Origin of the sequence: Paraburkholderia sp. RHO2 (genome assembly GCF_050955445.1) — a bacterium.
Taxonomy (GTDB): Bacteria; Actinomycetota; Actinomycetes; order Mycobacteriales; family Mycobacteriaceae; genus Prescottella; species Prescottella agglutinans_A.
This window is the reverse complement of record NZ_CP162617.1, coordinates 37,620-60,261: the sequence shown is the minus strand read 5'-3', so window position 1 is coordinate 60,261 and position 22,642 is coordinate 37,620. Positions and strand designations below refer to the sequence as shown.

General features: G+C 68.1%; 16 protein-coding genes and 1 tRNA gene. 6 read left to right on the top strand and 11 right to left on the bottom strand.

The genetic code is table 11. From position 1 onward, the window contains the following. Nucleotides 1-32: 32 nt before the first annotated feature. Nucleotides 33-326: a putative quinol monooxygenase gene (locus tag ABTV10_RS00255; RefSeq protein ID WP_499031725.1), complete on the bottom strand. Its 294-nt coding sequence runs from the start codon at nt 324-326 to the stop codon at nt 33-35. A gap of 56 nt (nt 327-382) precedes the next feature. Further along, nucleotides 383-862 (bottom strand): hypothetical protein, encoded by a 480-nt coding sequence (locus tag ABTV10_RS00250; RefSeq protein ID WP_499031723.1) that lies wholly within the window; start codon nt 860-862, stop codon nt 383-385. A 101-nt stretch (nt 863-963) separates the two neighbouring features. Here ABTV10_RS00250 and ABTV10_RS00245 point away from each other — a divergent pair, with 101 nt between their 5' ends. From ABTV10_RS00245 to ABTV10_RS00235, 3 genes are read left to right on the top strand one after another with little or no spacing between them, the layout of a single operon-like run. Then, nucleotides 964-1,614 (top strand): TetR/AcrR family transcriptional regulator, encoded by a 651-nt coding sequence (locus tag ABTV10_RS00245; protein ID WP_499035244.1) that lies wholly within the window; start codon nt 964-966, stop codon nt 1,612-1,614. A gap of 3 nt (nt 1,615-1,617) precedes the next feature. Beyond that, nucleotides 1,618-3,279, top strand: a complete 1,662-nt coding sequence (locus tag ABTV10_RS00240) for an FAD-binding dehydrogenase (protein ID WP_499031721.1) — start codon at nt 1,618-1,620, stop codon at nt 3,277-3,279. Then, a complete protein-coding gene (locus ABTV10_RS00235; RefSeq protein ID WP_499031718.1) occupies nt 3,276-4,085 on the top strand; it encodes an SDR family oxidoreductase in 810 nt (269 codons plus the stop codon). Before ABTV10_RS00240 ends, ABTV10_RS00235 begins: the two co-directional genes overlap by 4 nt. A gap of 62 nt (nt 4,086-4,147) precedes the next feature. Here the strand turns inward: ABTV10_RS00235 and ABTV10_RS00230 are convergent, their stop codons facing one another. After that, the gene (locus ABTV10_RS00230) at nt 4,148-5,107 is read right to left on the bottom strand and encodes a hypothetical protein (protein WP_499031716.1); all 960 of its coding nucleotides are present in this window, start codon (nt 5,105-5,107) and stop codon (nt 4,148-4,150) included. Between the two features lie 337 nt (nt 5,108-5,444). Between ABTV10_RS00230 and ABTV10_RS00225 the strand changes: the two genes are divergently transcribed. Beyond that, on the top strand, nt 5,445-6,029 hold the full coding sequence (locus ABTV10_RS00225) for a DUF732 domain-containing protein (protein ID WP_499031714.1): 585 nt from the start codon (nt 5,445-5,447) through the stop codon (nt 6,027-6,029). Nucleotides 6,030-6,051: 22 nt separating this feature from the next. Here the strand turns inward: ABTV10_RS00225 and ABTV10_RS00220 are convergent, their stop codons facing one another. From ABTV10_RS00220 to ABTV10_RS00190, 7 genes are all read right to left on the bottom strand, one after another. Next, nucleotides 6,052-6,897, bottom strand: a complete 846-nt coding sequence (locus tag ABTV10_RS00220; protein ID WP_499031712.1) for a cutinase family protein — start codon at nt 6,895-6,897, stop codon at nt 6,052-6,054. 352 nt (nt 6,898-7,249) lie between these two features. Next, on the bottom strand, nt 7,250-8,989 hold the full coding sequence (locus ABTV10_RS00215; RefSeq protein WP_499031710.1) for an Ig-like domain-containing protein: 1,740 nt from the start codon (nt 8,987-8,989) through the stop codon (nt 7,250-7,252). A gap of 22 nt (nt 8,990-9,011) precedes the next feature. Beyond that, on the bottom strand, nt 9,012-10,772 hold the full coding sequence (locus ABTV10_RS00210) for an Ig-like domain-containing protein (RefSeq protein WP_499031707.1): 1,761 nt from the start codon (nt 10,770-10,772) through the stop codon (nt 9,012-9,014). 300 nt (nt 10,773-11,072) lie between these two features. Then, complete coding sequence (locus tag ABTV10_RS00205) at nt 11,073-12,524, bottom strand: glutamate synthase subunit beta (RefSeq protein ID WP_433608787.1); 1,452 nt, start codon at nt 12,522-12,524, stop codon at nt 11,073-11,075. Then, on the bottom strand, nt 12,517-17,103 hold the full coding sequence (gene gltB, locus ABTV10_RS00200; protein WP_499031703.1) for a glutamate synthase large subunit: 4,587 nt from the start codon (nt 17,101-17,103) through the stop codon (nt 12,517-12,519). Before gltB ends, ABTV10_RS00205 begins: the two co-directional genes overlap by 8 nt. Nucleotides 17,104-17,530: 427 nt before the next feature. After that, entirely contained in the window at nt 17,531-18,574 is a 1,044-nt protein-coding gene (locus ABTV10_RS00195; protein WP_499031700.1) for a beta-propeller fold lactonase family protein, read from the bottom strand. A gap of 346 nt (nt 18,575-18,920) precedes the next feature. Beyond that, entirely contained in the window at nt 18,921-20,366 is a 1,446-nt protein-coding gene (locus ABTV10_RS00190) for an MFS transporter (RefSeq protein ID WP_499031698.1), read from the bottom strand. A 184-nt stretch (nt 20,367-20,550) separates the two neighbouring features. Between ABTV10_RS00190 and ABTV10_RS00185 the strand changes: the two genes are divergently transcribed. Continuing rightward, the gene (locus ABTV10_RS00185) at nt 20,551-21,006 is read left to right on the top strand and encodes a MarR family winged helix-turn-helix transcriptional regulator (RefSeq protein ID WP_499031696.1); all 456 of its coding nucleotides are present in this window, start codon (nt 20,551-20,553) and stop codon (nt 21,004-21,006) included. Nucleotides 21,007-21,084: 78 nt separating this feature from the next. Here the strand turns inward: ABTV10_RS00185 and ABTV10_RS00180 are convergent. Then, nucleotides 21,085-21,167, bottom strand: a tRNA-Leu gene (locus ABTV10_RS00180). A 195-nt stretch (nt 21,168-21,362) separates the two neighbouring features. Here ABTV10_RS00180 and ABTV10_RS00175 point away from each other — a divergent pair. Next, on the top strand, nt 21,363-22,625 hold the full coding sequence (locus tag ABTV10_RS00175; protein WP_499031694.1) for an FHA domain-containing protein: 1,263 nt from the start codon (nt 21,363-21,365) through the stop codon (nt 22,623-22,625). Nucleotides 22,626-22,642: the final 17 nt, after the last annotated feature.

The following is a 22,642-nucleotide window of genomic DNA, read 5'->3' as shown; positions in this document are numbered from 1 at the left end:
GACCGATAAGTGCGCAAAACGGGAGAAGGAGATCAGGCGATGGGGCGCAGCGGGTGGATACCCGGTGCCGCGGCGAGGTACGCGCCGAAGGAGGTTGCCGCCTCACGCATGTGCGGGGACTTCATGTGCGCGTCGAGGGCGTGCTGGTCGGTCCACACCTCGACAGTCACGAACGTGCCCGCGGCCGTCGTCGACTCGTACAGGTCGTAGGACACGCAACCGTCCTCCTTGCGACTGGCCTCCACCAGCGCGGTGAGCGCGGCACGGACCGTGTTCTCGGATCCGGGTTTGGCCGGAATGGTCGCCACGACATGCAGATTCGACATCGATTTCCTTTTCTGTGAGCGCCGACACAGCGTTCGGCCTCCCGACCGTACCCCGGTCAGTGCCGCAATTGCCGGAGATACGCATGGGACCGTTCGGAACTCCAGCCGAACACCTCACGAAGTCCCGTCGTCATCGTGGCGAGGTATGCGGCCGACGGCTCGGCCCCGGCGACGTCACCGCGCCCGACGACCGACGTGAAAGTGCGCATCGGCGCGCCGCCCAGCATGCCGACGTCGAGGACCCGGTCGTAGCACGACGGTTCCTGCGCGAGGATGTCGTCGAACTGTTCACCGGTCAATAGATAGCCGCATGCGGCGGTGGCACCAGGCAGACGGGGGTCGTAGAACGCCCGGCCCCCACCCCACACCCAGGACTCGCCGGCGAAGTAGACCGTGCCGGGCAGTCGGACGGGGATCCGGGCCGCGGGCGCGCACGGATCCCGCGCCCCGGTGTACGTGCGCACACCCCCCGCGGGACATCCGCCGCGCAGGTAGCAGTCCAGCCGGGCCTGCGACATGTTCGATCCGTAACTCACGTACCAGACCTGCACAATTCCGACCCTACGCGCGCCCCATCGGATACAGTTTTGTATCGAACAGGTTCCCGGTCACCGGAAAGCAGGGATGACCAGTGCAGATGTCCGACCTGGCGACCGACGTGCCGCGCCCCAAGCGGGTCACCAAACGCCGCGCCGAGACCCGCCAGCGCCTGCTCGACGCCGCGGGCGAGGTGTTCGCCGAGGAGGGCTTCGGCCGCTCCACCGTCGAGCACGTGTGCGAGCGCGCCGGGTACACGCGCGGCGCCTTCTACTCGAACTTCACCTCACTGGACGAGCTGTTCCTCGCGATGTGGGAGCAGCGCTCGGCGCTCATGCTCGACGGCATCCGCACCGCCCTCGCCGACGCCGCTGCCCGGCCCGCGTCGCTGACGCTCGAGACCGCCGTCGACCGCGTCCTCGCGGCCATCCCCGTCGACGACGCCTGGTACCGGATCACCGCGGAGTTCACCGCCCACGCGCTGCGCAACCCCGTCCTCAAGCGGGTCATGGCCGCGCGCGAAGACGCCATCCTGCACACGATCATGCCGATCGTCGAGGACGCCCTCGCCACTGCCGGACGACGCGTCACCGACCGCGAGGCGCTCGGCCGGGCGCTGGTCGCCATCCACGACGGCACCGCGGTGCAGGTCCTGATGGAACCCGAGAACGAGGCGGTCCGGCAGTCGCGTCAGCGCCTGTTCGTCACCGTCGTCAGCAGTTACAGCAGCACCGATACGGACAGGAGATAGGCCGTGGCAGAACAAGCCGACGTCATCGTCGTCGGAGCGGGACTGGCGGGTCTGGTCGCCACCCACGAACTGGTCAAGGCGGGCCGCAAGGTGCTCGTCGTCGACCAGGAGAACGTGGAAAACCTTGGCGGTCAGGCCTTCTGGTCGCTCGGCGGACTGTTCCTCGTCGACAGCCCCGAGCAGCGCCGCATGGGCATCAAGGACTCCCGCGAACTGGCCCTGCAGGACTGGCTCGGCAGCGCCGGATTCGACCGCGACCGCGAGGACCACTGGCCCCGACAGTGGGCCGAGGCGTACGTCGACTTCGCGGCCGGCGAGAAACGCGCCTACCTGCACGACCTCGGACTGCGCGTGATGCCGAACGTCGGCTGGGCCGAGCGCGGCGGCGGACTCGCGTCCGGGCACGGGAACTCGGTGCCCCGCTTCCACATCACGTGGGGCACCGGCCCCGAGGTGGTGCGGGTGTTCCGCGAACCGGTGCTCGATGCCGCGCGCCGCGGCCAGGTCACCTTCCGCTACCGGCACCAGGTGGACGAGTTGATCGTGGAGAACGGTGCCGCCGTCGGCGTGCGCGGCACCGTGCTCGAGCCGTCCATCGAACCGCGCGGCGTGAAGTCGTCGCGCACGCCCGCGGGCGAATTCGAACTCCGGGCACAGGCCGTGGTCGTGACGTCGGGCGGTATCGGCGGCAATCCCGAACTGGTGCGCAAGAACTGGCCCGTCGACCGACTCGGCCGCGTACCGGAACGCATGATCACCGGTGTGCCCGCGCACGTTGACGGCCGCATGCTCGAGATCACCGAGAGCGCCGGCGGCAACATCGTCAACCGGGATCGCATGTGGCACTACACCGAGGGCATCGTCAACTGGGATCCGATCTGGCCCGACCACGCGATCCGCATCATTCCCGGTCCGTCGTCGCTGTGGCTCGACGCCACCGGCAAGCGCCTGCCGGTCCCGCTGTTCCCCGGCTTCGACACTCTCGCGACGCTGAAGCACATCCTGGGCACCGGGCACGACCACACGTGGTTCGTCCTCACGCAGTCGATCATCGAGAAGGAGTTCGCGCTCTCGGGGTCCGAACAGAACCCCGACCTCACCGGCAAGGACATGAAACTCCTCCTCGGACGCGTGAAGAAGGGCGCACCGGGGCCGGTGGAGGCGTTCAAGCAGCACGGCGTGGACTTCGTGGTCCGCGACAACCTGCCCGACCTGGTCGACGGCATGAACGCACTCACCCCCGACGCGAAGCTGGACTACCACCAGGTGGAGCGCGAAATCGTGGCGCGCGACCGGGAGATGGACAACACCTACTCCAAGGACATGCAGGTGATGGCCATTCGCAATGCGCGAACCTATCTCCCGGACAAGGCCATCCGCGTCGCCAAGCCGCACCGGCTGCTCGATCCCGCGCACGGGCCGCTGATCGCGGTGCGACTGAACCTGCTCACCCGCAAGACCCTCGGCGGACTCGAGACCAACCTGGACTCGCAGGTGATCCGGCCCGACGGCAGCGTCTTCGACGGCCTGTACGCGGCCGGTGAGGTCGCCGGGTTCGGCGGCGGCGGCGTCCACGGCTACAACGCGCTCGAGGGCACCTTCCTCGGCGGCTGCATCTTCTCCGGACGCGCCGCCGGACGCGCGCTGGGCCGGAGCCTCGGATGATCCGCACCGCGCTGGTGACCGGGGCGTCGTCTGGCATCGGCCTCGCGGTGGCCCGCGAGCTGGTCGCGCGCGGCTACCGCGTTCTCGGCACCACCCGTGATCCCGCTGCCCTGCCGGACGATTCGCGGGTTCCGGGTGTCGAGTACGTGGCGCTCGACCTCGCGGACCGGGCAAGCATCGAGGCGTGCGCGCGGGCGGCCGGCGCCGGCGGTGGTGTCGATGTCCTGGTCAACAATGCCGGCGAGAGTCAGATGGGGCCGCTCGAGGAGTTGCCGCTCGACGCGATCGACCGGCTGTTCCAGGTGAACGTGCTGGGCGCGGTGCAGCTGACGCAGCTGCTGCTGCCGGGCATGCGCGAGCGCGGCTACGGCCGCGTGGTGATGGTGGGGTCGATGCTCGCGAGCTTCCCGCTCGCGTTCCGGTCGTCGTACGTCGCCGCCAAGTGCGCACTGAAGGGTTTCGCATCGGCCGCCCGACGCGAGCTGAGCCCGTTCGGTGTGTGGCTCACCACCGTCGAACCCGGCACCATCGCCACCGGCATCGGCGACCGTCGCACGCGATACATCGCCGACGACTCGCCGTACACCGGCGACTACACCACGGTGTCGAAGGCGATGCAGCGCAACGAGGATCGCGGCATCAAGGCGTCGGCCGTCGCCGACCTGGTGGTGAAGGCCATCGAAGCGGACAAGCCCAAACCGCTCTATGCCGTCGGGAACATGGCGCCGCTCGTGTTCACCGTCCGCCGGCTCGCGCCGCGGGCGCTCACCGAGAAGATGACGGCGCGCTTCCACGGGCTGCGCTGACCGGCGTCGCGTCCTGCCGGGCCCCATCGGCCCGGCAGGACGCCTCACTCGCAGGTCGGGGATCAGCTCCCGCTGGAGCCGCCCGAGCCCGTCGAACCGCCCGAGCCCGTCGAACCACCTGAGCCCGTCGAACCACCTGAGCCACCGTCGCCCGAGCCGGCCGAGCCGCTCGAACCGCTCGAACCGCTCGAACCAGCGGAGCCCGTATCGCCGCCCGTACCGTCGAGCGGATCGGTCCCGCCGGTGGCGGCCGGGAACAGGAATCCGGTCGAGACCGTGGTCAGCGAGGTGCCCGTGTCGTTGGGAACCTTGGCCCGCCAGTCGACGATGGGGTCGAGGATCCCGAAGGGGCCGCATCCCGTGGCACCGGGCAGCGCGAAGTCCGTACCCGTGTTCTGGACATTGCTCGCCGCAACGGTCTCCGCGGGCCACGGATCCTCGTAGACGTACACCGGCTGATCGTCGATCGGATTCGACTTGTGCAGGTTGAACACCACCGGATCGGACTCCGTACCGATGTAGCACTTGTCGCCGAGGAACGGGTTGTCGATCTTCATCCGCACCGGCATGGTCATGTCGAAATCGGTGATGATGCCGTTGAACACCGGCGGTGACACCGCCTCGACCGTCGCGGTCACCGCCGCGAGGCCGAACAGGTTGTCGAACGGAAGATCGACGCCGAGCACGCCGCCGGGCACCGTCATCGGCTTGCTGTACACGCCGTTGCTGCCGTCGTCGCGGGGCAGGAACGCATCGTCGCTCAGGTTGCCGGCGATGATCATGTCACCGTCCCCGATCGGCAGGTTGAAACCGTTGTTGGCGAAGGTGCCACTGTTGACCACCACCGACAGACAGCCCTGGGTCAGAACGGGGTCGCAGACCCCGCCACCGGGGACGACGTTGGTGCCCGGTGCGGCCGACACGACCGGTGCGAGCAGGGCCATCGACGCGCCGACGGCGCCTCCGACCACCGCGACGCGCCTGCTCGAGAGTCGCCACCACCTGTTCGAATCGTTCTTCACGCGTTCTCCTCAGTTACCGAAACCTCGATGTACGCGACCGCATTCGGGTCGCGGAGCCGGACGAACAGCGGCGAGCGCTCACTCGCCGCAGACCACGGTGAATCGAACTGCTGCGGAGCGCCGACGACGCCCACAGCACGGGAACCGGAACTCGAAAGAGACTCTGCCTCAATACGTTCGAGTACCAGTTCGGCGCAAGTTCCACTGTTACGGCAGGTAACAGATGAGGTGTTTTATACCACGGAGCGAAGCCGAAGAATAGGAAATTCGAGACTTTCGACAATCCGAAGCTCGAGGATCTACCGGTCGGTAGTTCAACGTGCCACACTGTTCCACCATGACGAGCACACGTGCAGTTACTGCCGTCGTCGCAGTGGCCGGAGCCCTGCTCCTCACCGCATGTGGAGGCCAGGATTCCGAGACCGCGCCCCCGACGCACGAGGCCGCGAGAGAGTCCGCTCAGCCCACGACGAACCCACCGGAGCCCGTGACGTCCACCGCGGGTGCCACACCGGCGGCTGCGCCTGCGGCCGAAACATCGACTCCCGCAGACCCACCCACCACCACGGCCGCACCGCCGCCACCGGTGACGACCATGCCCCCGCCGGTTCCGCTCCGCCCGGCGTCCACGGCCGGGCCGCGGGACGCCCGCTCCCCGGAGCAGATCGTGGCCGACTCCGGCGAGCGCGGGCAGCGCTACCTCGCGGCGTTGCGGGTGGCCGGTATCCCGCCGACCGGCATGGACGCGGCGGAGGTGCTGTACGCGCAGGGCACGTGCGAAGCCCTCGCTCGCGGCGATTCCCGGGCGAGCGTGCTCGCCGAATTCGACTCCGTCGGAGAGGCTTACGCACGATTCCTGCCGATGTCCGCGACCCGGATCGCCGAGATCTACGTGTCCACCGCCGAGGCGACGTACTGCTGACCGCCGGTGGCCGGCGACGGCGTCAGGCCTTGGAACGCAGCCAGTTCGCGAGCCACGACGTCGCCGTCGCACCCGAGGGGTCGACGACGTACGTCACGTAGTCCTGGTGGACCTGCGAACGGTAGAACCGGTCGAGCTTGTCGACTCGGTCCTCGTTGGCGGTGTCGGACGACTGCGCCTGCAGGGTCGGCATGCCGCCGGCGGCCATGAGGTCCTGCACGATCGCCATCGCCTCCTGCACGTAGCGCCCGGTCATCGGCGCCTCGGGCGACGAGTTCTGCGCCAGGAAACCGGCCATGCGCGTGACGAAGTCGTCCTTCGGCGTGGAGCAGTAGAGGTCGCCGACCGCGCAGAAGGTGCGGGTCTGCGGGGTGACGAGGCCGAAGCCACCGACACGTGGTCCGCCGGCGCCGTTTCCGACCACCCACGGACCCACCAGCGTGTCCGACTCCGACCGGCGCGGATCGGACAGCAGACCCACCGCCGCGATTCGCGACGGCGGCACCACGCCGAGACCGGTACCGATCTCCGCGGCGAGATCGCCGGCGGCGTCCGCTCCCTGGCTGTATCCGACGAGTGCGAAGTTCGTGTTGCCGCACCGCTGCGCGACGTCCGCGATGATCCCGCGCGCGCTGTCGACGGCCTGGCGCTTGGATGCGCCGTAGACCTCGGTTTCCCACGGGAACGCCGTCGCCGCATAGGTCACGTAGTCGACACCGACCGAGGCGGGCAGCCCGCCGGTCACCGCGCCCAGCATGCCGGGTCCGCGGTGAGCCCCCGGATCGGACGTGGTCTCCCACGTACCGGGAATCGCGACGACCTGCAGGTTCGGGCACGCAGGTGCAGCCTGGGCCGTACCTGCCCCCACCGCGACCACGGAACCGAAAACAGTTGCGACACATGCACCAAGCACGGCCAGCGACTTCTTCACACGCATCAACACCGCACCCCACTCACTCGATCCAGGTGGTCACTTCCCCATGACCACGTGCCGTGACGTCCCCTCCCGTGACTACGCCTGCGGGTGACGCGACACGTCGATCCTGGCGGGACTACATGTCGAGACGATGCACGATCGGTAAACGCACGTTACCGGAGCAGCACCGGAATGCGGAGGTGTTCGTCCGGGCGACGAGCGGGAGGTCGACGGTCGCGCCCGGAACACGAAAGAGCGGTGGGCTCCCTCGACGATCTCGAGAGAACCCACCGCTGCGTTCGAATCAGCCGCCCAGGCTACCGAACAGCCCGGACAGGCTGCCGAGACTTCCCGCGCCGTCACCCGGAATGGTGTCCGGATCACCGGTCACGGTGACATTCACCGGGTTCGCCGACGAGTCGATGAACCCGGCGTCGGCGGTGAACTCGGCGGTGACGACGAAGTCACCCGGGTTCTGGAAGAACGTCGTCAGCGTCGCGACGCCGTTCGCGTCCACCCGAACCGGCCCACCCAGCAGTGCGTCGCCGAGCTTGAACTGCACCGTGCCACGCGCGTCGGCCGGATCGAGGCGTGCGGTGAGTGTCACCGGCGAGCCCTTGGCGGTCGACGCGACCGGATCGACGGTGATCGTGGTCGCCACGTCGGCGGCCGGCGCCTCGGTGACGCTGACCGGGTACTGCAGCGAGACCGACGGCGAGACCCCGTCGGTGCCCGAGTAGCGGGCGATCACCCGATGCGTGCCGTTGGCGGTGAAGGTGTGCGCGAGGACCGCGGCACCGTCATCCATGACGTCGGCGGTACCGACAGCGGTGCCGTCGACCTCGAAGGTCACCGTGCCGCCGGAGACGCCCGGCTCGACCTTGGCGGTGAGGTTCACCGGCTGGTCGCGGTAGGCGTCGTGATCCGGTCCGGTGACCGACGTGGTGGTCTGGATGTCCTGCGAGGTCACCGTCACCGTCTTCGAGGCCCCAGACGGGTTGAAGAACTCCGCGCCCAGGAACTTCGCCTCGTAGGTGTAGGCCCCGTCAGTGTCGATCGACTGGGTGAGCGATGCCTTGCCGTTCACCACGTCGACCGGCGCGCCGACATCCTCGCCGTCACGGGTGAACTGCACCTGCCCGCTTTCCGGAGTCGGCACGACCGTGGCGTTGAGCGTGAACTCGCCGCCGTTGGTCACCGCGCTGGGCCCGTCCAGGTAGGTGACGGTCGCGACCGCCTGCCGCTGGATCTGGATGGTGGCCAGCGGACCGGACCCCGCGTTGAGCGGGCCGGTCGCGGTGTCGCGCGGCGAGCACTGGGTGGGAGCCCAGACGGTGCCGACGATCGGTGCGCTGGCTCGGGGCAGGAAGGTCAGGAAGTTCGCGTCGTTGCCGAACTGACCGGCGCTTCCGGCGGTGCGCAGCTTCATCGAGATCTCGCCGGCCGCGCCCGCCTTGAGCGTGGCCTTGACCTGGGGCAACTGGAAGGACGTGGTGCTGCCCGACGCATTCGCCTTGATACCGCCCTCGGAACTCTTCGAGGACTTCGGTCCGTTGCCGATCGTCTCGTTGTTCCCGGACAACCGGATGATCTGCCCGTTCGGGTCCGGATTCCCGCTCTCGTTCACGACGATGACGTTGGGCGCGACACCCGTGATGCCCGATGCCGTCCCCGCCACCACCTCGGCGCCGACGAACTGTGCGTTCTCCGGCATCGCGACGTCGATCTTCAGTCGCGAGATGTTCGACAGGCTCGCACCGGAACCGAGATCGTTCGGCACGGAGATCGGCGGCGGCGAGATCGTCACCACGAACTCCTCACCGGGCGCGACGGTTTCGGGTGCGTCGACCGTCACCGACGCCGCCTGCACCTGGGTCTGAGGGCCACCGGCCAGACTCGACGACGGAGTCGCCTGACACGCGTTGTTGAACGGTGTGGTCGTCGTCGCCGCGGACGCGGTCGCCACACCCAGGACGCCCGCGCCCGCGACGACCGTCGCGCCTACCGCAACCGGCGTGATCAAGCGGTACAGCTTGGAACTCATCGATCCTCCTGCACTCATCTCGTCAGCCCCCCAGCGATCCGGTGAACAGCCCGCTCAGCGAGCCCAAGCTTCCCTCGCCCGTGCCCGGCTCCGGCGCGGCGGTCACGTTCAGCACCACGGGATTCGACACGGTGTCGCGGAAGCCCTCACCGCCGACGAACTTCGCGGTGAGCAGCTGGGTGCCCTCGGAATCGAGCGTGGTGGTGATGGTCGCCTTACCGTCGACGACCTGCACCGGCGCGCCGATGGCCTCGGTGCCCTTGTAGAACTGGACGGTGCCCTGCGCGTCGGCAGGGGCGACGTCCACGGTGAGCGTGATCGTCTGGCCGACCACCGACAGGCCCTGGACCTTCAGGTCCGCGTTCACGGCAGTGAGCACGGGCGCGGTCGGGGCGACCGTGACCGCGAACGGCGCGGAAGTGGAGGCGGAGAAGCCCTCGGTGCCCGCGAACGCGGCGACGACCTGGTAGGAGCCGGCGGTGTCGAAGGTGTGCTCGAGCACGGCGACGCCGTCGGCGGTGCCCACGTCGGACGAGCCGATCTCGGTGCCGTCGACGGAGAAGGTGACGGTACCGCCGGTCGGAATCGGGCGGACGGTGGCCATCAGGTTGGTCGGGCTACCGGCCTCGGCGGTCACCGGCTCGACGACCACGGTGGTGGTCTGCCAGGCGCCGTAGGAGACGGCGATCTGCTGGGCCGCGCCGTTCGAATCGGCGAAGCCGAACCCGCCGACGAAGCTCGCCGTCACCGGGAAGTTGCCCGGGTCGTCGAAACGGTGGTTCAGTGTCGCCGTGCCCCCGGTGACCTGGACCGGGCCACCGACGTTGGTGCCGTTCACCGCGAACTGCACGGTGCCCTGCGCGTCGGACGGAGTGACGGTGGCCTGGAGCGGCACCGTCGAGCCCGCCTCAGCGGTGGCGGGAACGGTCACCGCGGTGGTGGTGGCCACGGGTCCGACCTCGATCTGGGTCGTTCCGGACTCGGAACTGTTGAAGAGACCGGTGGCGGTGTACTTCGCGGAGACGGTCGCGGTGCCCATCTCGGTGAACACATGCGTCAGCGTGGCCGTGCCGCCGCTGACCGGGACCGGATTACCGATCGGGTTCGCGCCCTCGAAGAACTGCACCGTACCCGTCGCATTGGACGGCGAGACTGTTGCCGTCAGGGTCGTGTCGCCGCCCTTGCTCGCGGTGGGCGGCGCCGAGATGGTCGTCGTCGTGTTGTCGCGCTTGGCCTCGACCCGCACGAAGGCACCAGCCGCGCTGCTGCCCTGCTGGCTGCTGAAGGAGTACACGTCGAAGACGAAGGCGCTGTTGTAGTCACCGAAGGCGAAGTTTGTCGGGATCTTGTAGGTCACGTCGAAATTCAGGACGGTGCTACCGATGATCTTGAAGCCCTTGGTGCCGAGCAACGGCACCGAGCTGCAGCCGCCACCGGTGCAGGCGGCCTTGACGCCGTTGGCGCCCTCGTTCGTGATCGTGCCGGCCAGAGAGGTCGTCGCGCTCTGGTATTCGAAGCCTGCGGGCGCCTTGTGGCGAATCGCGGTGATGTAGCGGCCCAGATTCAGGGCGACCTGGCTGTTTTCCCAGATACTCGAGCGGTACGTGACCGTGTCGCCGGGGTTGGCGACGTTGCCGGGGACACCGTTGACGCTGACGACCTCGGTCTTCCAACCGAGATTGTCGGCCGTCTGGTCACCTGACGTCGCCGACGGTGGCGGCCCTGTGGGATCGGCACCTGCCGTCCCGACCATGCCCAAGGTCAGCGCGGCTGCGCTGGCCAAGGCCACGAGCGGGCCGGCCGCTCTACGAAGTTTCGACGAAAACACTGATCCTCCTCGGGTAGGTCCGCCTTCCCCCGACTCGGCGGTCATGTGTCACGCATCACATGCGGCAGACCATAGCCGTTGCAAGATCGTTGTAGAAGCGTTTTCTGGTCGAACGTCCAGAAAACACTTGTGCCTGAGCTGGTTTCGAATCGAAAAAGGGCGAAGGCCCCGTCCCACGCGAGGCGATGCGTGGAACGAGGCCTTCGGGCTTCGGAGGGCGATCGGCGGGGAGCGACGTTGATCCCCGCCGATCGCTCAGCGCTGCGGAGCGCTGGTGGTGCTGATCGGCGTCGGCAGAGCCGTCGATCCTTCGAGGAACTTGTCGACCGCGGCCGCACAGGAGCGGCCCTCGGCGATGGCCCACACGATGAGCGACTGGCCGCGGCCCATGTCGCCCGCGACGAACACACCGTCGACGTTGGTGGCCCACTCCGACGAGCGGGCGACGTTGCCGCGCTCGTTGAGGTCGACACCCAGATCGGTGAGCAGGCCCGGCTTCTCGGGACCGACGAAGCCCATCGCGAGGAACACGATGTCGGCCTCGAGCTCGAAGTCCGAGCCCTCCACCTTCTCGAAGCGGCCGTTCACCATCGTGACCTCGTGCGCCTTGAGCGCGGTCACCTTGCCGTCGACTCCGACGAACTCCTCGGTGTTGACCGAGAACACGCGCTCGCCACCCTCCTCGTGGGCGGACGACACGCGGTACATCAGCGGGTACGTCGGCCACGGTGTGGAGTCGGCACGCTGCTCCGGCGGGCGCGGCATGATCTCGAACTGGTGCACGCTCTCGGCGCCCTGACGGTGGCTGGTGCCGAGGCAGTCGGCACCGGTGTCGCCGCCGCCGATGATGACGACCTTCTTGCCCTTCGCCGTGATCGTCGGCTCGGCCATGTCACCGAGCTGCACACGGTTGGCGATCGGCAGGAACTCCATCGCCTGATGGATGCCGTCGAGCTCGCGGCCCGGGATCGGCAGGTCGCGCGCCTCGGTGGCACCGCCGGCGAGGACCACCGCGTCGAACTGCTCGCGCAGCTGCTCGGCGGTGATGTCGACACCGACGTTGACGCCGGTGCGGAACACCGTGCCCTCGGCCTCCATCTGTGCCAGACGGCGGTCGATGTGGCGCTTCTCCATCTTGAACTCGGGGATGCCGTAGCGCAGCAGGCCGCCGATACGGTCCTCACGCTCGAACACCGTCACCGAGTGGCCGGCCCGCGTGAGCTGCTGCGCGGCAGCCAGACCCGCCGGGCCGGAGCCTACGACGGCCACCTTCTTGCCGGTGATGTGCGACGCGCGCACCGGCTGGACCCAGCCCTCGTCGAAGGCGCGGTCGATGATCTCGACCTCGACCTGCTTGATGGTCACCGCGTCCTGGTTGATGCCGAGCACGCACGACGCCTCACACGGTGCCGGGCACAGCCGACCGGTGAACTCCGGGAAGTTGTTGGTCGCGTGCAGCCGGTCGATACCCTCGCGCCACCGATCCTTGTGGATCAGGTCGTTCCACTCGGGAATCAGGTTTCCGAGGGGGCAACCGTTGTGGCAGAACGGGATACCGCAGTCCATGCACCGGCTGGCCTGGGTCTTGAGGGTGTCGGAGGAGAAATCCTCGTACACCTCCTTCCAGTCCATCAGGCGCAGCGGCACCGGACGGCGGATGGGCAGCTCGCGCGACGTGTGCTTCAGAAAGCCGTTCGGATCACCCACGAGCTGCCTCCATGATTGCGTCGTCCACGTTCGTTCCGTTCTTCTTCGCGGTCTCGATAGCGACGAGGACCTTCTTGTAGTCGCGCGGCATCACCTTCGCGAAATGTGCCTTCTGGTGCGACCAGTCGGCGAGGATCCGGGCCGCAACCTCGGATCCGGTCTCGTCACGGTGGCGCTCGATGGCGCCGTGCAGCCATTCGAGATCCTCGACGCTGAGGTCCTCGAGATCGACCAACTCGGTGTTGAGGTTGGTCCCGAAATCACGGTCCGGGTTGAAGATGTACGCCACGCCACCGGACATGCCGGCGCCGAAGTTACGCCCGGTCTTGCCGAGGATGACCACCTTGCCGCCGGTCATGTACTCGCAGGCATGATCGCCCACACCCTCGACGACAGCGGTGGCGCCGGAGTTGCGGACGGCGAAACGCTCGCCGACGATGCCGCGGATGAGGGCCTCGCCCGTGGTGGCACCGAACAGGATCACGTTGCCGCCGATGATGTTGTCCTCGGGCACGAAGCTGTCGGCCGTCTGCAGCGGCGGGCGGACGACGATGCGTCCACCGGACAGGCCCTTGCCGACGAAGTCGTTGGCGTCGCCCTGCAGCCGCAGCGTCATGCCCTTGGGCACGAACGCGCCGAAGCTGTTGCCGGCCGAACCCGTGAACGTGATGTCGATCGTGTTGTCCGGCAGGCCTTCCGCACCATAGGCCTTGGTCAGCTCGTGACCGAGCATGGTGCCGACTGTGCGGTTGACGTTGGTGATCTCCGACGCGAACGCGACGGCCTCACCCTTGTCGAGGGCCGGGCGGGCCTGCTCGATCAGCTGCTGGTCGAGCGCCTTCTCCAGGCCGTGCTCCTGCGTGCCCGAGCAGTACAGGTCCTGGTCCGCGAACGCGGACTCGACCTTGTGCAGGATCGGCGACAGGTCCAGCTTGGACGCCTTCCAGTGCTCGAGCGCCGCCGTGGTGTCGAGGACGTCGACCTGGCCGACCGCCTCCTGCAGGGTGCGGAAGCCCAGCTCGGCGAGCAGCTCACGCACCTCCTCGGCGATGAACATGAAGAAGTTCTCGACGAACTCGGGCTTGCCCGCGAAACGCTTGCGCAGCACCGGGTTCTGCGTCGCCACACCCACCGGGCAGGTGTCGAGGTGGCACACGCGCATCATGATGCAGCCCGAGACCACCAGCGGCGCGGTCGCGAAACCGAACTCCTCGCCGCCGAGCAGCGTCGCGATCATGACGTCGCGGCCGGTCTTCATCTGACCGTCGACCTGGACCACGATGCGGTCGCGCAGGCCGTTGAGCAGCAGCGTCTGCTGGGTCTCGGCCAGGCCGAGCTCCCACGGCGCACCCGCGTGCTTGAGCGACGTCAGCGGCGACGCACCCGTGCCACCGTCGTGGCCCGAGATCAGGACGACGTCGGCGTGCGCCTTCGAGACACCTGCGGCGACGGTACCGACACCGATCTCCGAGACCAGCTTGACGTGAATCCGCGCCTGCGGGTTCGCGTTCTTGAGGTCGTGGATCAGCTGGGCCAGATCCTCGATCGAGTAGATGTCGTGGTGCGGCGGCGGCGAGATGAGGCCGACGCCCGGGGTGGAGCCACGCACCTCGGCGACCCACGGGTACACCTTGTGCGGCGGCAACTGGCCACCCTCACCGGGCTTGGCGCCCTGCGCCATCTTGATCTGGATGTCGGTGCAGTTGCTCAGGTAGTGCGACGTGACACCGAAGCGACCCGACGCGACCTGCTTGATCGCCGACCGACGCCAGTCACCGTTCTCGTCCGGCGTGAAGCGCGACGGATGCTCGCCGCCCTCACCGGAATTCGAGCGGCCACCGAGACGGTTCATCGCGATCGCGAGGGTCTCGTGCGCCTCCGCGGAGATCGAGCCGTAGCTCATCGCACCGGTCGAGAAGCGCTTGACGATCTCGCTGGCCGGCTCCACCTCGTCGATCGAAATGGGCTCGCGCAGACCGGTCTTGAACTTGAACAGGCCGCGCAGCGACGCCAGGCGCTCCGACTGGTCGTCGACGAGCTTCGTGTACTCCTTGAAGACCTGGTACTGACCGGTCTTGGTGGCGTGCTGGAGCTTGAACACCGTGTCCGGGTTGAACAGGTGGTACTCGCCCTCACGGCGCCACTGGTACTCGCCGCCCACCTCGAGCTCGCGGTGCGCCCGCAGCTCGGGGCGGTCGAGGTACGCATTGGCATGGCGCGCAGCGACATCCGCGGCGATCTCGTCCAGTCCGATGCCGTCGAGGTTGGAGTGCAGGCCGGTGAAGTACTCGTCGACGAGCTCCTGCGACAGGCCGATGACCTGGAACAGCTGTGCACCGGTGTACGACGCGAGCGTCGAGATGCCCATCTTCGACATCACCTTCAGCACGCCCTTGCCGGCGGCCTTGATGTAGTTCGCGACGGCCTTGTCGAGCGTCAGACCCGGCAGCTGGTTGCTCTGCATCAGCTCGTCGATCGTCTCGAACGCCATGTAGGGGTTGACCGCCGCGGCACCGAAGCCGAGCAGCGCCGCCATGTGGTGGACCTCGCGGGCGTCACCGGACTCGACGATCAGGCCGACCTTGGTGCGCGTCTTCTCACGCACCAGGTGATGGTGCACCGCGGAGGTGAGGAGCAGCGACGGGATCGGCGCGTACTTCTCGTTGGACTCGCGGTCCGACAGCACGATGATGCGGGCACCGCCTGCAATGGCCTCGGAGACCTTCTCGCGCACCGTGTCCAGGGCCTTGCGCAGGCCCTCGCCGCCATCAGCGACCGGGTACACGCCGCGCACGACGACGCTGCGGAAGTGCGGGAAACCGGCGGTGTCGTTGAGGTGGATCAGCTTCGACAGGTCGTCGTTGTGCAGGATCGGCTGCTGCAGCACGATCTGGCGGCACGGCGACATCGACGCGTCCAGCAGATCGGACTCGGGTCCGATGGTGCCGCCCACGCTCGTGACGATCTCCTCGCGGATCGCGTCGAGCGGCGGGTTGGTCACCTGCGCGAACAGCTGCTGGAAGTAGTCGAACAGCATCCGCGGCCGGGCCGAGAGCACCGCGATCGGGGTGTCGGTGCCCATCGAGCCGAGCGCCTCGCCGCCGGTGGCGGCCATCGGCTTGACGAGGAGGTTCACTTCCTCGTTGGTGTAGCCGAAGATCTGCTGGCGCAGCACGACCCGGTCGTGGGTCATGTACGTGTACTTGTGATCCGGCAGGTCCTCGATCTGGACGAGGACCTCGTCGACCCACTGCTGGTACGGGTGCGCGGCGGCCAGCTCCGACTTGATCTCGTCGTCGGAGATGATGCGGCCCTGCGCGGTGTCGACCAGGAACATGCGGCCCGGCTGCATGCGCATGCGGCGCACGATCTTCTCCGGGGCGATGTCGAGGACGCCGACCTCGGACGCCATGACGACCAGACCGTCGTCGGTGACCCACACGCGCGACGGGCGCAGGCCGTTGCGGTCGAGCACGGCGCCGACGACGGTGCCGTCGGTGAAGCACACCGACGCCGGGCCGTCCCACGGCTCCATGAGCGCCGAGTGGTACTCGTAGAACGCCTTGCGGGCCGGGTCCATGCTCTCGTGACGCTCCCAGGCCTCCGGGATCATCATCAGCACGGCGTGCGGCAGGCTGCGGCCGCCGAGGTGCAGCAGCTCGAGCACCTCGTCGAAGCGCGCGGTGTCGGAAGCGCCGGGGGTGCAGATCGGGAAGATCTTCTCGAGCGCGCCCTCACCGAACACGTCGGACTTGATGAGCGCCTCACGGGCCCGCATCCAGTTCTCGTTGCCGCTGACGGTGTTGATCTCGCCGTTGTGGGCGACGCGGCGAAACGGGTGCGCCAGCGGCCACGACGGGAACGTGTTGGTGGAGAAGCGCGAGTGCACCAGGCCCAGCGCGCTCTCGAGCCGGTCGTCCTGCAGGTCCAGGTAGAAACCCTTGAGCTGCGGGGTGGTGAGCATGCCCTTGTAGACGAACGTCTGGCCGGACAGGCTCGGGAAGTACACCGACTCGCGGCCCGGGCCGTCCTCGCCGGCACCGGCGTCGCCGAGCTCGTGCTCGACGCGCTTGCGGATGACGTACGCGCGACGCTCGAGGTCCATGTCGGTGACCGCATCTCCGGCCGAACCGATGAACACCTGACGGAACGTCGGCATCGCGGCGCGGGCCAGCGAACCGAGCGACGAGTCGTCGGTGGGGACCTCGCGCCAGCCGAGAACCGTCAGGCCCTCCTCGGCGACGATCTTCTCGACGCCGGCGGCGGCCTCGTCGGCAGCGGCCTCGCCCTGCGGCAGGAACGCGATGCCGGTGGCGTACGCGCCCGCGGCGGGCAGCTCGAAGTCGACGACGGCGCGCAGGAAGCGGTCCGGGACCTGGAGCAGGATGCCCGCGCCGTCACCGGTGTTGGGCTCGGAGCCCGCGGCGCCGCGGTGCTCGAGGTTGACCAGCGCGGTGATCGCCTTTTCGACGATGTCGCGGCTGCGGCGACCGTGCATGTCGACGACGAACGCGACACCGCACGCGTCGTGCTCGTTTGCCGGGTGGTAGAGCCCCTGGGGCCCGGGAAGATGCTTCATACCTACTGCCTTCGTATGCGTAAATGCACCGACGACCAGCAGCGCTGATGGCCATACAACTGCAGAGCATGTACCGACACGACACTGTGTTCGGCACCGACCGAGAAGGGCTCCTCATTGAGCCTCGGCACGGGACTGGCGTCCACCCTGGCGACGTTGCTCTAGGGCATTTCAGACGTTCATGAGTCCACCGTGTTGAGAAAAGGTTAATTCACACCCCTGGGAGATACGCAAGCAAGGCTCCCCTCTCCACCCCGTGACCTGTGCGTTTGCTCCCGGCCGCTGGGAAAATGCAACGCACGTCACATCGTAGAGTGAATGTTTCGTCGCCGACGCCGCCACGTATTGCAGCACCGACACGATCGTCCTACGACCACACCGCGCCCCGGTATCGCTGCGATGTCGGGGCGGTTGCGGGGTGAGCAGGCTAGGACCCGCCTTCGATCGCGATGACCGACACCGTGTCGCCGTCGTAGTTGGTGACGTAGGCGCGCGCACCGTCCGGTGTGATCGCCACCGAGGACGGACTGTCACCGACCTTCACGGTGCCGACCACCGCGTTGACGAGCGTCCCGATCACCGACACGGTGTCGCTCGCATAGTTGGTGACGTAGGCGCGCGCCCCGTCCGGCGTGACGGCCGTGGCGAAGGGACTGTCGCCGACCGGAACCGTGGCAACGACGGCGTTCACCGGCACGCCCACCACCGACACCAGGTCACTGTCCCAGGCGGTGACGTAGGCGCGGGTCCCGTCCGGCGTGATCGCCACCCCGAACGGCCCGTTGCCGACCGGAACGGAGGCGACGACGGTGGCGGCGGCGGTGTCGATCACCGACAGCTCATCGCTGCCCTGGTTGGCGACGTAGGCGCGGGAGCCGTCCGGGGTGATCGCCACCTCCGAGGGAAGCCGACCGACCGCGACCGTGGCGGTGACCGCATCGGCCGCGGTGTCGATCACCGACACCGTGCCGCCGTCGTAGTTGGCGACGAACGCGCGGGCACCGTCCGGCGTGATCGCGACGCTCTCCGGGCTCTCACCGACGGGAACGGTGGCCACGACGGCGTTCGTGCGGGTGTCGATCACCGACGACGTCCCGCTTTCGGAGTTGGTGACGTAGACCCGCGCGCCGTCCGGGCTCAGCGCCAGACCGGTGGGGAACCTCCCGACGGGCACGGTCGCGGTGACTGCGTCGGTGGCGGTGTCGATGACCACGACGGTGTCGTCGAAGTAGTTGGAGACATAGGCGTGGGCACCGTCCGGCGCAATCGCCACCCCTGTCGGTCCCCTGCCGACCGGGACGGTGGCGGTGACCGTGTCCGCGTGGGCGGCCGGACCGGCGGACAGCGCCAGCCCGATCACCGCGAGCGCCGCGGCGACCACACGCGCCCGAGGCGACCGAGGGACCGCGATCGGATCCGGATCGCCTCGGCTGCGAGACGGCGCTGACGTGGGAGAGGCAGGCGAGATCATGCGTGTTCCCTTCTCCAGGCGCACGAATCGCCGATCTCCGGCGAGGAACGCCACTGGCCGGCTGCGGCGTCGGATCGAAGAGGTCGCGACAGCGCCGACGCCATCGAATGCCCGCGGCCGCCGCACCGTAAACACCCGGCGCCATCGGGCCACTCGGGCGGCGAGATTCGTGTTTCGCGTGAAACATCCGGAGGGCCCGGGATTTCGGTGCAAAAATAGCTACTGGCCGCAGCGAGTGGACAGCTGCGGCCAGTGCAGGACGAACACTAGCATCTGTTGGACGTTTGACTCACCGGGATCGGGAATCCTTGTCGGAGACCCTCATCCGAGGATACGAACCCCCAGCTCAGACCTCCGCGGCGACGGGTTCGTCCGACTGCTCGAGAACTGTCGGTGCAGGCTTGCGGCCCGGGATCGCCAGCGCGATCGCCGCCGCGACGAGGGCGACGCCACAACCGATCAGCAGACCCGTACGGAAGCCGTCCTCGGTCGGAATGGTGTGGCCACCACCGACCGCGACACTCATCTGCGCGAGCACCACACCCACCACCGCGGCGGCCACGGACGTGCCCACCGACCGCATCAGGGTGTTGAAGCTGTTGGCCGAACCGGTCTCCGACGGCGGCACCGCGCTCATGATCAGCGCAGGCATGGCGCCGTAGGCGAAGCCGGTGCCGGCGCCGCAGATGGCGACCACCAGCATCAGACCCCAGGCCGAACTCATCAACACCATCGACGAGCCGTAACCGAGCGCGACGATCAGCGCACCGACGAACAGCGTGACCTTGGGGCCGCGCGCTGCGGACAGCTTCGCCCCGAGCGGCGAGACGACCATCATCACGATGCCACCGGGAGCCATCCACAGACCCATCGCGAGCATCGATTGACCCAGGCCGTAGCCGGTGGCCTCGGGGAGCTGCAAGAGCTGCGGAACGATCAGCGACTGCGCGTACATGGCGAAGCCGACGACGACCGAGGCGGCGTTGGTCAGCAGCACCTGTCGGCGCGCGGTCACCCGCAGATCGACCAGCGGGTCGGCGGTGTGCAGCTCCCACCATCCCCACACGAGCAGCATGATCACCGCGGTCGCGAACAGGCCGAGGATCGACGCGCTCCCCCAGCCCCACACGGCGCCCTTCGAGACGGCCAGCAACAGCGACACCAGCCCCACGCCGAGCCCGATCGCGCCGACGAAGTCGAACCGTCCACCCGCCGCGAGCGCGGGTGTGGCCGGGATCAGGCGCCAGATCAGGACGCCGATCAGGACGCTGAGCACCGCGCAGCCCCAGAACAGAGCCCGCCAGCTGGTGTTCTGGATGACCAGCGCCGCGATCGGCAGACCCAGCGCGCCGCCGATGCCCATCGTCGCGCTCATCAGAGCGATCGACGAGCCCAGCTTCTGCGGCGGCACCAGTTCACGCAGGGCGCTGATGCCCAGCGGCACCATGCCCACACCCAAGCCCTGCAGGCCGCGACCGACGATCATCGGCACGAGCGAGGTCGCCAGGGCGCACGTCACGGAGCCGAGCACCAGCGGCACCGAGCAGAACAGCAGCATGCGCCGCTTGCCCAGCAGGTCACCGAGCCGGCCGGTGACCGGCGTCGCAACCGAACCGACCAGCAGCGTGATCGTGATGACCCACGACGCGTTGGATGCCGTCGTGTCCAGGATCTGCGGCAGGTCGCCGATCAGCGGCACCACCAGGGTTTGCATGAGTGCCGCCACGATGCCGGCGGCCGCCAGCACTGTGACGATGCCGCTCGAGCGGTCGGTGGACACGGGACTCTCCACGCGTGGGCCTCCTCAATCTGTCAATTGCATAATGCAAATCGGTTGCAGAGTACAACTTGATTGCAAGATGCAACGAGATGCGTCACACATTCGGTTCACGCGAGGTGTTTGTCCGTTTTCGACGGGCACAATGAGGGATGCGTCGGACACCTGAGCGTCTGGTGCGGGTCGCGAGAGGACGGCAATGGACAAGCCCACGCACTTGATCGAGTTCGAGACCATGGTGCTCGGCCGACACCTACGCCTCAACAGCCCGCGGCCACGGCGCAGCACCGGACACCTGGACACCAGCGCGTACATCCTGCTCAGCCGCCTGAGCATGGAAGGCCCCATGTCCATCGGACAGCTCAGCGACGCACTCGGCCTCGACACCTCGACGCTGCACCGGCAGACCACCGCGATCCTCGGCGCCGGATTCGTCGAGCGCATCCCCGACCCCGACGGAGGCATGGCCCGCAAGTACCGCATCACCGCCGAGGGGCAGAGCCGGCTCGACGCCGAACGCGCGGGAAGCATCGACGCCCTCGACAAGGTGATGCAGGACTGGGAGGCCGACGATGTCGCCGCCTTCGCGGCCTACCTCGAGCGGTTCAACATCGACATCGAGAAGCTCGACCAGCGGCCGTGGCCGCGGCCGTGATCCGGGATCGGGCTCGCCGGTCGGCCCGAGAACGACAAAGGCCGCGAGTTCCGAAGAACTCGCGGCCTCTGCCTGTTGTGGGCGAAGGGGGACTTGAACCCCCACGTCCCGAAGGACACTGGCACCTGAAGCCAGCGCGTCTGCCATTCCGCCACTCGCCCGAGCGACGTGGAAACAGTAGCACGCACTTGTCGAAAACGACGATTCGTGCAGGTAGAGGCCGAAAAAGGTGCCTCGGGAACGCTGCCGAACCCCCGTCGTAGAGGCGTCCAGATATCATGCAGAGGCGGCGGCAGCGTGGATTGCGGCCGCGACACGCAGATTGACCGCGACCAAACAACAGCAAGGTTCATGCCGTGGGGATCGTTCAACGTTTCGAGCGCAAGCTTCAGGGGGCCGTCGGTGACGCCTTCGCGCGCGTCTTCGGCGGGGGCGTCGTACCTCAGGAAGTGGAAGCCGCGCTGCAGCAGGAGGCGGCCGACCGTGTCCAGCAACTCGACGGAGGCCACTACCTGGCCCCCAACGCCTACGTGATCACGATCAACGAGTCCGATCACGAGAAGCTGTCCTCGGATCATGAGTTGACCGTGAAATCTTTTGCCCGACACCTCGAGGGATACATCCGCGAACAGGGGTGGCAGACGTACGGTGACATCGAAGTCCGATTCGAGCCGTCACCGACGCTGCACACAGGGCAGTTCCGCACGACGGGGTCGGTCGACCCGGACGCGCGCCGCGGCAACGCCGGCGAACCCGGACCCGGTCCCCGCGCGGGACGTGCCCCCGTACCCGTATCACCGACCCCAGGAGCAGGCCCCATGACGCAGAATTCCGGATACGAGCCCGGACGTGACCCCAAGGATCGCGGCCACGACGATCAGTCGCGCAACGGCAACGCGCACCCGGGCCGCGATCAGGCGCAGGGCTACCAGCAGGACTACCCGCAGGGGTACACCCAGCGCTACGACCAGGGATACGGTGCACCGCAGCAGGGCGGCTACCCGCAGGACGCGGGCTACCCGCAGCAGGGCGGCTACCAGTCCGAGTACCAGCAGTACGACGCGCAGCAGCCGTACCCGGGCCAGTACCCCGGCTACCAGCAGGACTACAACCAGTCCGGCTACGACCAGGGCTACCAGGGCGGCTACGACCAGCAGGGTGGTGGCTACGACCAGGGTTACGGCCAGCAGCAGGGCTACGACCAGCAGTACGACTACCAGGGCTACGACCAGCAAGGCGCCTACGACCAGCAGGGGTACAACCAGGCGTACGGCCAGCAGGGCGGCTACGACCAGGGCTACCAGGCCGGGTACGCGCCCGAGGCCGGGCGCACCTTCACCGTGACGCTGCAGCTCGAGGACGGCAGCGGTCGCTTCTACCAGCTGCGTGAGGGCAACAACATCGTCGGGCGCGGTCAGGACGCCCAGTTCCGGCTGCCGGACACTGGTGTCTCGCGCCGGCACCTCGACATCCGCTGGGACGGCCAGGTCGCGATGCTGTCCGATCTCGGGTCCACCAACGGCACCACCGTGAACGGTGCGCAGGTCCAGGACTGGCAGCTCGCCGACGGTGACGTGATTCGCGCCGGGCACTCCGAGATCCTGGTGCGCATCCTCTGACCACTGCAGACGTCCTC